Genomic DNA, 12,182 nt, shown 5'->3' with positions numbered 1-12,182 from the left:
GGGCACGCAAGTGCTTTGTTCGCTTTTCTTCATCAACAAACAATCATTTGATAGGATTAGGCAATAAAATGATATGAATAGGATATGGATTCTTTCCTCTTTCAATGTAAAATGGGTACACCTAGTTTTAACTAAAAAGAAACAGGAGGTTAGATGAATATGAATCGAATCGAAAAGAGCCAGGAAACATATAAAAGACTATTCGGCGAGGGAGTTCCAGCGGCATATGCTGCACATCCTGAATTTCAGGACATATTGAGTCACTTCATATTTGGTGAAATTTTCGATCAAGGTGCCCTTGACGATAAGCAACGTGAGCTTATTACTTTGGTCGTGCTGGCTACTAATCAAACGTTGCCACAGCTCAAAGCACATACTCGTGCAGCGCTAAATGTTGGGTTGACTCCAACGGAGATCCAAGAAGCAATCTATCAATGCGCACCTTATTTGGGATTCCCCAAAACCTTAAATGCCATATCGGAAATGAATGAAGTGTTCAAAGAGCGAAATGTTGCACTGCCTCTTGAAAGTCAAAAACGGGTTGAAGAAGATAATCGCTTTGACAAAGGACTTGGTATTCAAAAAGAGATTTTTGGCGATATTATTGAGAAAAACCGGGAAAATGCCCCGTCAAATCAGAAGCATATACAGGACTATCTTTCAGCATTTTGTTTTGGAGACTTCTATACCCGCGGAGGTCTGGATCTGAAAACACGAGAGCTCCTTACCCTTTGTATACTAAGTGCACTCGGAGGTGCGGATAGTCAAGTCAAAGCACACGTTCAGGGTAACATCAATGTTGGCAATAATAAAGAAACCATGATCACCGCTCTAACTCACTGCCTTCCCTACATGGGATTTCCTCGAACACTAAATGCTTTAGCCTGCGTTAATGAGATCATTCCAGAGAAATAATCTTCTTTATTTGAAACAACAGACAGTTGATTATCCCAATCAACTGTCTTCTTCTGGTTAACAGGAAGGTATAGTAAAGAAATGAATGATTCAGTAGACACTTAAATGAACGTAAATCAGGAGGAATTATGGAGTTAAGAGTACTTCGATATTTTTTGACAGTAGCTCGAGTAGAAAATATCACACATGCTGCAACGATCTTACATGTGACACAGCCAACGTTAAGCAGACAGTTGGCTGATCTGGAAAAAAATTTAGAAACTCAATTGTTTATACGCGGGAAAAGTAAAATAACACTTACAGATGCAGGCATGCTTCTACGTCAAAGAGCAGAAGAAATTCTCACACTTGCGGATAAAACAGAGAAAGAGTTTAAAGATCAAAACAACCTGGTTGGAGGAACCATATCGATCGGGAGTGTTGAATCATTAACGTCCAATGTTATTTTACAATTATTAAAAGACTTCAATATGGAGTATCCGCAGGTTAAATATCACATCTATAGTGGAACGGGGGATGACATAAAGGAGCGAATCGATAAAGGACTGCTCGATGTCGGCATTTTGTTAGAGCCCATTCACATTGAGAAATACGATTTCATCAGACTGCCCCAGAAGGAACGCTGGGGAGTCCTTATGAAGACCTCATCACCTCTTGCCCAGAAAGAATATGTCACTTCAACCGATTTAGCCGGAGTGCCTCTGCTCATATCCAGCCGATCTGTCGTACAGAATGAGATTGCAAGCTGGTTTGCCGATGAGTATGCACATTTAAACTTTGTTGCGACCTATAATTTAATATCTAACATACTTAACCTCGTAGAGGAGGAGTTAGGGACGGCCATCTGTATTGAGGGTGCGCTTGCAATGAAGCAGTCTGACACATTATGCTTCAGACCTTTTCAACCGGAACTTCAGTTTCCAACAGTGATTGTCTGGAAAAAACATAAGGTATTCAGTCAAACGGAGGTACGTTTTTTGGAACATATCAGGCATGCCTTTCAGGCATAATAAAGTATGAATTATAGGTATTGGCTATAGCTGTTTATCAGATGATATTTTAAAGGTGTAATGAATGCAGCCTTTATGTATTTCAGATAAATAGCTTTTTTTATTGCAAAGAGAAGTTATTTAGAGCGCTTTTGGTCTCATTCATTTAGATGGCAACAACAAGAGGGGGCATTATTGGATGAGCAAGAAATACGAGAAGTTGGCTCAAGATATTGTAGAGAAAGTGGGCGGTAGTGAGAATGTATCCACTCTGACTCACTGTATGACTAGGCTTAGATTTGCACTGAATGATACTAATAAAGCAGATCAAAAAGCGCTTAAATCGTTGGACGGTGTTATTGATGCGCTTGAGAGCGGCGGACAATTTCAAGTCGTCATCGGCACACATGTTGAAGACGTTTACAAAGAAGTGATCAAGCATCTTCAACCTAACGCGAGTTCATCGGGTGAACCAACTCAAGCTAGGAAAGTTAGTATTTTGGGGAAATTAATCGATTTCGTCTCGGGGACATTTAGTCCGATTGTTCCTGCTATAGCTGGGGCTGGTATGATCAAGGCATTACTCGCTCTACTTATTTTGTTCAACTGGATTTCAAAAGATTCCCAAACCTACTATGTCGTAAGTCTTATGTCAGATGCTATTTTCTACTTTTTACCATTCTTGTTGGCGTTTTCAGCTGCAAACAAACTAAAATGCAGTCCAGTCTTAGCACTCGTTTTAGCCGGTGTTTTACTCCATCCCAACTTGACACAATTGCGTTTGGATGGGACTGACGTAAGTGTTTTTGGAATCCCGCTAACTCTTGTATCGTATAGTTCTTCTGTAGTTCCAATTCTCTTAATAGTTTGGTCTCAATCATATATTGAATCGTTGTTTAAAAGGATCATTCCGAATGCAGTGAAAGTTATTTTTGTTCCCATGTGCACTATTTTAGTAACGGGAATTCTGGCCTTAACCGTATTGGGGCCGCTGGGGTCATTTTTCGGAACGTATTTAGCGATGGGCTTTGAATTCTTGGGCGCACATGGTAGCTGGCTGGTTATTTTCCTGGTTGCAACCTTCTGGCCAATACTGGTTATGTTTGGGCTGCACCATAATATTGTGCCTCTATCCATTGCTCAAATCACCACATCAGGTTATGAGAATATCCTCGGTCCTGGGGCGATGATCAATTGTATAGGTCAAGGTGTTGCGGCAATAGTTGTAGGGATGAGAACCAAGGATAAAGCATTAAAACAAATTTCAGCTTCCAGTGGGATCACCGCGTTGATGGGAATCACGGAACCAGCTCTTTACGGCGTAAATTTACCGAAGAGATACCCACTTGTCGCGGGTATGATTGGAGCTGCCAGTGGGGGACTATTTGCAGGGCTAATGGATGTTTCCCGTTACGCAACAGGCGCTTCAGGAATCCCGGCGATTCCTCTGTACATTGGTGAAAATATCTGGAATCTATATAACATTTTGATCGCACTTGTTATAACAACTGTCGTAACTGCTGTACTTACCTATTTGCTCAGTTTGAAATATGAAAAAGATGCACCTTCACAGAATACTGTTTCAAATGCGAACGAAGGGAGTGGGGTTGCGGATGAAGTCATTACAATTAAAGATTCTGTTATTGCAACTCCACTTAAAGGTCAGCTTATTCAACTTCAGGATGTACAAGATGTAGCGTTTGCCTCAGAGGCAATGGGTAAAGGAATTGCTATTGAACCTAGCGAGGGGAAAGTCATTGCTCCATTTGATGGCATGATTGTGTCCCTATTTCCTAAGAAACATGCTATTGGACTATTATCCGATGAAGGAGTCGAAATTCTTATTCATGTCGGCTTAAATACGGTAAAGTTGAACGGAAAATATTTTGAGGCTTTCGTGGAAGAAGGTCAGAGAATCACAAAAGGACAGACCTTGCTGACTTTTGATCTGGACAAAATCAGACAAGAAGGATATGTCACTCAAACGCCCGTTATTGTAACCAATTCGTATAGTTACTCGGATGTGATCGCAGAGACTAGTCCCCAAAATATTGATTTTAACAATACATTGTTGGTTGTCAAAGCTTAACAAAACTACAGGTTAGGAGTGTGTTTTAATGACTTTAAGAAAAGACTTTTTGTGGGGTGGGGCAGTTGCTGCTAACCAATGTGAAGGTGGATATGCCGAAGGCAACAAGGGACTATCCACAGTTGATGTAATCCCGGCAGGGAAAGATCGTGTTCCTGTCATGCGAGGACAGTTAAAAATGTTGGAGTGTGATCAAGAACATTTTTATCCGAGTCATGAGGCTATTGATTTTTATCATCGGTATAAACAAGACATTGCTTTATTTGCAGAAATGGGCTTTACGTGTTTCCGTTTATCTTTGGCATGGACTCGGATCTACCCTAATGGAGATGACGAGTTACCCAACGAAGAGGGTTTGAAATTCTATGAAAATGTATTTGATGAATGTTTGAAGTATGGCATTGAGCCGTTAGTCACCATTACCCATTTTGATGTCCCTATTCATTTGGTGAAAACTATTGGATCGTGGAGAAGTCGAAAAATGGTGGATTATTATGAGAGACTGTGTGAAACGATCTTCACCCGTTATAAAGATAAAGTGAAGTATTGGCTTACCTTTAATGAAATTAACATGCTGTTGCATCTACCTTTTGGTAGCTCAGGCCTAGTGTTTGAAGAAGGTGAGAATGAGGATGCTGTGAAGTATCAGGCGGCTCATCATCAATTGATCGCAAGTGCAAAAGCAACTGAAATTGCGCGTAGAATTAACCCGGAAATTAAGATTGGCTGTATGTTAGCAGGTGCCAACACTTACCCGTATACATGTGCACCAGATGATGTCTGGAAAGCCATGACAAGAGATCGCGAGCACTACTTCTTCGTCGATGTACAATCCCGAGGAGAATACCCAAACTATGCCAAGAAAATGTTAGAACGAATGAATATTCATTTAGCCATGGAAGACGGGGACGAGGAATGTTTGAAAAATAATACGGTTGATTTCGTTTCGTTCAGTTATTATGGTTCACGATTAACCAGTGCAGACCCGGAAGTAAACACACAAACGGCAGCTAACCTGTTTCCGACACTGCGCAATCCTCATTTGAAAACAAGTGAATGGGGATGGCAAATCGATCCTGTAGGTCTAAGAATTACAATGAACTCCTTGTATGACCGATATCAAAAGCCACTATTCATCGTTGAAAATGGTCTAGGAGCGATAGATACTCCTGATGAGACGGGATATATTGCGGATGATTATAGAATCGAGTATCTGCGTCAACACATCCAAGCTTTCATAACAGCAGTGGAAGAAGATGGCGTAGAGTTGTTGGGTTACACGTCCTGGGGTTGCATTGATTTAGTAAGCTCAAGTTCAGGAGAGATGAGTAAACGATACGGTTTCGTTCATGTCGACAAAGATGACGCTGGAAATGGTACGTTGAAACGCAGCAAGAAAAAATCCTTTGAATGGTTCAAAAAAGTTATTCAAAGTAACGGCAAAGAACTCTAATCGACTGAGCAGTAACGTATGAAGTCATCGACTTATGCGTTACTGCTTTATCCATTTATCGCAGCATCAAGGCTAACTGCCAGCCATATGGAGTAAAAAACAAACATTAGGAGTTGGTTTTTTATAATATCCATGGAGAAGCTTAAAACATATTCGTTATTGTCCGTTGCGTTATTAATTTCTTCAGGTCCAGTGATTGCCGCTAACATTCCTGCGATAACCAATGATTTTCCAGAGATATCGGTAACACATGTAGGATTATTAACGACCATACCTTCATTATTTGTCATTCTTGGTGTGTTAATTGCTAATCGACTTGAACTTCTTATTGGGAAGAAAGCAACTATACTAACTGGATTAGGACTTGTTCTCATTGCGGGAGTATTCCCTGCATTGTATCATGACCTTTTTTCGTTGCTGTTCATTTCTCGCTGTTTGTTTGGGTTAGGTGTAGGTTTATTTAACCGGCTCATCATTCAGATGATCAGTGATATGTATCATAAGAATCCAGCTAAACAAGCAACCGTAATCGGCTTAGAAAGTGCCTTTGAGGGATTAGGAGGCATTTGTCTAACACTACTCGTTGGTCAACTATTGAAAATGGGCTGGCACACATCATTTTATGTCTACGCCCTGGCACTTCCTATTTTCATTGCATTCCTGATTTTCGTTCCTTCTGATAAAAAAGAGCATAATAGAAGAGAAGAGGTCACCACGAATTCAAGGTACACAAATAATAAAAAAGCCCTTCAAGTCATGATCGGCTATGGTCTCTTATTATTTGTGATTGTAGCTATCTTCATCAATTATAATTTACAGATTACTCCTTTGATTTTGGAAAAAAATATCGGAACTGCGACAAACGGAAGCAACATGATTGCATTTATAGGTTTGGGAGCTTTTGTTGCCGGCTTTTCTTTTGGGAAAGTATACAAAACACTCGGTAACTATATCGTTCCATTATCGATTCTGTTACTTGGAAGCTCGATGTTCGTTACGACGATCTCGCAAAGTATTATTCTTACTACCGTGTGCTCAATGATCATCGGGTTTTCATTCCGCTGTATAATGCCCTATTTATTGCATACTTTTGCACAACAAATCGCCAAAATGGCAAAGCTGGGTACGACCATTGTTCTGATCGCGTATAACTTGGGAGCCACACTTTCACCGTATGAAGGAAGGTTAATTACGCAATTATTACAACTAGATACAGTGCAATCATTAGTCTCAAGTAATGCAATGATTCTATTATGGATTTCAGTAGTTAGTTTGGGAATAGTAACCCTTCATCGCAAAAAGAAGAATATTCAACAAACATAGAAAACAGGGAACTTCTTGATATGGAGTTCCCTTGTTTTAGAGTAAGTTGTATGAACCGTTTAAATAGAATTTTTGTAATACACCAAGTGATCGTTCCATTCATTATTTTCGTGTATAAACCCTTTACGTAGACATTCGAATTCCATACCAACACTCTCTGCCAGTTTCATGGAAGGGGTGTTATCCACATTAATATGAGCTTCTATGCGGTGGAATTTCAGATGTTCGAATGGACTCCTCTGGACTGAATTTATGCTCATGGCATAGCACTGAAATAGTCCATAACCAAGCTGCGAAACTCTAAAGCGGCTTTGGAAATATACCTGTTTTTGTGCGAAAGTAGAGCGATTTCCCGTACGAGTTGATGTTCCTCTACCTGAAGATATTTAATGCGCTCATGCGGGTTTCTGGCTGTGCTAGGTATAAACGCGAGACCGATCTCCGCCTCCACAAGGGCTGTTAATCTTGCAGGCTCATCACCTTCATATACATACTTCGGTAGGAAACCAGCGGATTGACATACGGAATCTACCATATCACGAACCCCATACCCTTGCTTCACCCCAACAAACCGCTCATCCTTAAGCTCGGTTAATTGAATGCTGCTTCGGTCTGCATATCGATGACCCATAGGAACAGCGACTACAATCGGGTCGTCATATAGTATCTGACATTTGATATCGTCACCTTCAATCGGAGGGGAGGAGAGGCAAAAGTCCACCTCGCCCCGATGTAGGAGTCTGGACATGTTTTCTAACGAAACCATTTGCACATGGAACTGAATATCCGGCTTGTTTTTTCGGAATTCCCGGAGTATACCTGGCAAAGTACTTGCCGTAGTCACCGCCAATTGCAGTGTACCCTGATCCGGGTTGGAGAGGTCAGCAATTTCCCGCTTTCCTTGTTCCAATTCAAATAAGGCTTTTTCAGTTCGCTGAAGAAATGTTCTTCCAAAGTCGTTTAGTCGCAGCTTTCTCCCGATTCGATCAAATAAAGGGACTCCCAGGTCGTCCTCTAATCGTTGTATCGTTTTGCTCAGGGAGGATTGCGTGACATGCAGCTTTCCCGCAGCTTCCGTAACATGTTCGCATCGGGCCACCGTCAGGAAATATTTTAGTTGAAGAAGCTCCATTTGCACCATCCCTTCATTCCTTCTAGTTCATCAAATCATAACATATAATGCGTTGGAATAAATGAATACGTTCAAGTAAGATAACAGCAGAAGAGAGAGAGGTGCACCAATGAACGTTCGAAATAAAGGATTGATGTTAGCTGTTGGACTCGGAATTATGTTGAATCCGTTGAATTCCTCCATGATTTCGGTGGCAATCTCCAGGTTACAACAAGTGTATCAACTTAATTTTACAGCCGTTTCGTGGATTATTTTATCATTTTACATTGCCAGTGCTGTCGCTCAACCCGTCATGGGCAAGTGTAGTGATTTGTTTGGCCGCAGGAAGATCTTCCTCATGGGTCTTGTTATTGTTTTTGTATCGTCCATGTTAGCTCCGTGGTCTCCCAGTTTTTCGTGGCTCATCGTATTCCGGATTGTTCAATCAATTGGCACAAGCATGATGGTGGCCGTCGGAATGGCGATTGTCAGAATGAACGTGACTGAAAAACAAGCCTCCGCCTTGTCCACCTTGGCTATATTCCTTTCTGGAGCGGCTGCAATTGGACCTTTTATTGGTGGAGTATTGATTCATTGGTGGGACTGGCACAGCATATTCTTCGTTAATATTCCGTTTGTCTTGGTGAGTTTTTGGTTCGCCTGGAAAACAATCCCGAAGGACGAGCAATCTCCGTCTATCTCTGGTCACATGTCCATTCGGCAATGGCTTGCGTTAATTGACGCACCAGGTATCCTGATGTTTACGGTAGCTTTGGTGACTCTGCTCATCGGTTTACTTTCAGTAAATTCCACAGGAGATATTTCAACATGGCATTTGCTGACAGGGGGGATCGGGTTAATCGCACTCGTCATGTTCTTCCGACATGAATTAAAAGCAGCCACGCCTTTTATCCCTCTGCGAACGTTTGCCTCATATCCGGAGATGACTTGGGTGAATGTGCAATACATGTTGGTGAACATCCTGTTTTACGCACTTTTTTTTGGAGTTCCTACGTATTTGAAGCAGGTACGTCATCTCAACGAAGTTCATACAGGAATGAGCATGCTAGCTTTGGGGTTATGTTCGGTCATTATTGCTCCGATCGCAGGGCGCTGGATTGACAGATCAGGATCACGGCCAGCTCTGATCGTATCCGCTTCTTTAATGACATTTGGATCTATATTGATCGTTGTTATGAATGAAACTTCTCCAATCTTCATAATCATTGTTGCCTTAGCTTTATTTGGCATAAGTAACGGCCTAAACGCGGTCGGTATGCAAGCAGCACTGTTTAAAAGCACACCGAAAGAAATGATTGGAGTCGCATCGGGTATTTTTAATACATCACGCTATCTGGGGACCATTTTATCGTCGTTATTGATTGGAATTGTTATGGGGGATACATTCAATGTGACAGGATTTCAGATGCTTGGAATCATCCTTACGGTATTAGCTGCATCACTGATCATGATGAGCATACGTCGCGAGGCAGGTGCGGTGAGTCCGGAGAAAGTAAAATAGAGAATCTTCCGTGCAATAACACGTTTACACCCAATGAATCAATAGCTCCATTGGGTGTATTTTTTGATTTTCACCAAGTTGTCAGAAAGAGTTGATCCTTTCTTGAACGTTTAGGGTAGAAGCCGTGTCTTTGATTGAATTAGGTAAAAATAAAGATATAATAATTTTGATTAATAGGCTTGGTTAGTACATTAAGTGCATCAATATCAGATTTTAATAGGCATCCAATGATTGTTATTATCGGGGGCCTACAGGAGTAAACGCATTATAGGTGTGGCAAGATATCGTCATACCTAACTTTGTGAAATTTTTCGCAATTCTGCATTGAGCTTGGCCAAATCTGATATTGAATGTTTCTAAATTGAACAGAGTTTGAAAGGAGGCAACACAAAGAATGGCTATTGATACGGTTTTATGGAGCAGGCTAGTGACTGGTTTGACGCTCGGGTTCCACGTGATTTTTGCAACGCTTGGTGTCGGCGTACCTTTGATGATTGCTATTGCAGAGTTCATCGGCATTCGGAAGAAGGATCACCATTACATACTTATGGCAAAGAGGTGGTCCAGAGGGTTTGTCATTTCTGTCGCGGTTGGTGTCGTGACAGGCACAGCGATCTCACTACAGTTGGCCTTGGTATGGCCGAATTTTATGAAACTTGCCGGGAATGTCATTGCACTGCCACTATTTATGGAAGTATTTGCATTCTTTTTTGAAGCAATATTCCTGGGCATTTATCTGTACACGTGGGATCGGTTCAAAAATCCGTATATCCACTGGTTGCTGACTATTCCGATTGTCGCCGGGGCAGGCATGTCTGCTGTTTTTATTACAACAGTGAACGGATTCATGAACCAGCCTGAAGGTTTTGTCATGGAAGCAGGTCAATTCATGGCAGTGAACCCCGTGCAAGCGATGCTGAATACAGCGACGTTCTCCAAAGTGTTCCATGTATTAAGCTCGGCTTATCTGACAGGAGCTGCTCTGTTAGCAGGAATAGCAGCCTTTGCGATGCTGAGAAAAGGAGTGTCAGCCTACCACAAAAAAGGCTTGAATCTCATGATGGCCGTTGTGCTGGTATTCAGTTTGTTAAATTCTTTAGCTGGAGATGTGTCTGCCAAGTTTTTGGCTGAGCATCAGCCGGAGAAGCTCGCAGCTGCCGAGTGGCATTTCGAGACGGAAAGCGGCGCGGATTTGATTTTTTTGGGATGGCTGAATGCAGAACATGAAATTATAGGCGCTCTTCATTTGCCGAAACTGCTCAGTTTCCTTGCCTTTGGAGACTTTAACGCCGAGGTAACCGGGCTGAACGAATTTCCACCAGATGAACACCCGCCCTTACTTGTGCATTATTTGTTTGATCTAATGGCTGGTATTGGATTCGCTCTGCTTGCTATATCAAGTCTGTACTTTCTGTTTGTATTCTGGAAGAAACGTAATCAGTTTAACAAGTGGATGCTTCGTATGGTTGCACTGAGTGCACCGCTTGCTTTTCTGGCCGTTGAGATGGGTTGGTTCTATGCAGAGATCGGGCGGCAACCATGGATCATCCGAGGTTATATGCGGGTAGAAGAGGCCGCTACTTCTTCACCGAGTGTGAGAATTTTATTTTTCGTCTTCTTGCTTCTCTACATCCTGCTAGGCGTTATGTGTGTCGTCGTACTGAGACGGTTGTTCAATAACAATCCTGCTGAACTCGAGATGGAGAAATGGTTGAAGGAGAAGCATGATCAATCAGCCGAGAAAGGGGGCCAGGCATAATGAGTTATGAATTAATTGGTATTTCGGTACTCTGGCTGTTCTTGTACGGCTATCTTATTGTAGCTTCCATTGATTTTGGAGCAGGTTTCTTCGCCTTTTATGCACGCCTGACAAAGCAGGATCACCTGATTAATCGTCTGATCTCCCGTTATCTATCACCGGTCTGGGAGATCACCAATGTATTTTTTGTCTTTTTCTATATTGGCATCGTTGGATTCTTTCCGGATACTGCTTACTATTATGGCTCCGCGCTGCTTGTTCCAGGAAGTATTGCCGTCATTCTACTTGCCATTCGTGGGTCGTTCTATGCTTTCGAAAATTATGGTTCCAAAAAAAGTATCGTGTATTTGTTCTTATATGGAGCTACGGGTCTACTTATTCCAGCGTCATTGTCAGTGGCACTGACCCTGTCTGAAGGTGGCTTTATTTTGAAGCAGGGAGATACCGTTTCCCTGGATTACTGGGCACTATTTACGAATCCATTATCGTGGAGCATCGTTGGACTGGCGATCGTGTCCGTATTGTTCATTAGTGGGTCATTTCTCACATTTTACGCTTCTCGCGCAGAGGACCATTCGGCATTGAAGCTGATGCGGAACTATGCTTTGTTCTGGAGCACACCGACCATTATTCTCGCGCTGACTGCATTTATATATTTGGGTCAACACAATGAGCGTCATTTTCAAAATATGATGGATTTATGGTGGCTGCTGGCGCTTTCCGTTGCGTTTTTCATGATTGCCATGTGGCTGTTATATAACGGACGCCGTTATGGTTTAGCTTTTATATGCATCATGCTGCAATTTCTCACAGCCTTTTTCGCTTACGGGATTGGGCAATATCCTTACATTCTCGATCCATACATCACCATTCAGAGTAGCGCGACACCACCAGCGATGGGTTTTGCACTCGTCGTTGTGTTTATCGGTGGTCTGTGCTTGTTAATTCCTTCTCTAATCCTGGTCTTCAAACTGTTCCTGTTTGATGCGGATTATGTGAAAGGGAAAAAATAAAGGAGGAG

9 protein-coding genes and 1 pseudogene are annotated in these 12,182 nt (G+C 42.0%); 8 read left to right on the top strand and 2 right to left on the bottom strand.

Annotation, left to right across the window (positions count from 1 at the left end):
• The first annotated feature begins 159 nt into the window (after positions 1 to 159).
• The 5 genes from MHI01_RS03470 to MHI01_RS03450 all read left to right on the top strand — a co-directional run bounded on the left by MHI01_RS03470 (position 160) and on the right by MHI01_RS03450 (position 6,769).
• Positions 160 to 915 (top strand): carboxymuconolactone decarboxylase family protein, encoded by a 756-nt coding sequence (locus MHI01_RS03470; RefSeq protein ID WP_340982536.1) that lies wholly within the window; start codon positions 160 to 162, stop codon positions 913 to 915.
• Between the two features lie 128 nt (positions 916 to 1,043).
• Positions 1,044 to 1,925 carry a LysR family transcriptional regulator gene (locus MHI01_RS03465; RefSeq protein WP_340982535.1) on the top strand — a complete coding sequence of 294 codons (882 nt, stop codon included), beginning with the start codon at positions 1,044 to 1,046 and terminating at the stop codon, positions 1,923 to 1,925.
• A 178-nt stretch (positions 1,926 to 2,103) separates the two neighbouring features.
• Complete coding sequence (locus MHI01_RS03460) at positions 2,104 to 3,993, top strand: beta-glucoside-specific PTS transporter subunit IIABC (RefSeq protein WP_340982534.1); 1,890 nt, start codon at positions 2,104 to 2,106, stop codon at positions 3,991 to 3,993.
• 28 nt (positions 3,994 to 4,021) lie between these two features.
• A complete protein-coding gene (locus MHI01_RS03455) occupies positions 4,022 to 5,446 on the top strand; it encodes a 6-phospho-beta-glucosidase (RefSeq protein ID WP_340982533.1) in 1,425 nt (474 codons plus the stop codon).
• Positions 5,447 to 5,578: 132 nt separating this feature from the next.
• A complete protein-coding gene (locus tag MHI01_RS03450; protein ID WP_340982532.1) occupies positions 5,579 to 6,769 on the top strand; it encodes an MFS transporter in 1,191 nt (396 codons plus the stop codon).
• A 59-nt stretch (positions 6,770 to 6,828) separates the two neighbouring features.
• Here MHI01_RS03450 and MHI01_RS03445 read toward each other — a convergent pair.
• A pseudogene (locus MHI01_RS03445) lies at positions 6,829 to 6,993 on the bottom strand (GNAT family N-acetyltransferase); the annotation flags it as partial.
• Positions 6,994 to 7,025: 32 nt separating this feature from the next.
• A complete protein-coding gene (locus tag MHI01_RS03440) occupies positions 7,026 to 7,901 on the bottom strand; it encodes a LysR family transcriptional regulator (protein ID WP_340982530.1) in 876 nt (291 codons plus the stop codon).
• 109 nt (positions 7,902 to 8,010) lie between these two features.
• Here MHI01_RS03440 and MHI01_RS03435 point away from each other — a divergent pair, with 109 nt between their 5' ends.
• The 3 genes from MHI01_RS03435 to MHI01_RS03425 all read left to right on the top strand — a co-directional run bounded on the left by MHI01_RS03435 (position 8,011) and on the right by MHI01_RS03425 (position 12,174).
• On the top strand, positions 8,011 to 9,402 hold the full coding sequence (locus MHI01_RS03435) for an MFS transporter (RefSeq protein WP_340982529.1): 1,392 nt from the start codon (positions 8,011 to 8,013) through the stop codon (positions 9,400 to 9,402).
• Between the two features lie 394 nt (positions 9,403 to 9,796).
• Positions 9,797 to 11,161: a cytochrome ubiquinol oxidase subunit I gene (locus MHI01_RS03430; protein ID WP_047842991.1), complete on the top strand. Its 1,365-nt coding sequence runs from the start codon at positions 9,797 to 9,799 to the stop codon at positions 11,159 to 11,161.
• Positions 11,161 to 12,174 (top strand): cytochrome d ubiquinol oxidase subunit II, encoded by a 1,014-nt coding sequence (locus MHI01_RS03425; protein ID WP_340030335.1) that lies wholly within the window; start codon positions 11,161 to 11,163, stop codon positions 12,172 to 12,174. Before MHI01_RS03430 ends, MHI01_RS03425 begins: the two co-directional genes overlap by 1 nt.
• Positions 12,175 to 12,182 lie beyond the last annotated feature (8 nt).

The organism is Paenibacillus sp. FSL M7-0656, assembly GCF_038003225.1.
Taxonomy (GTDB): Bacteria; Bacillota; Bacilli; order Paenibacillales; family Paenibacillaceae; genus Paenibacillus; species Paenibacillus amylolyticus.
The sequence above is the reverse complement of the archived record's forward strand: the minus strand, read 5'-3'. Positions and strand labels throughout refer to the sequence as shown.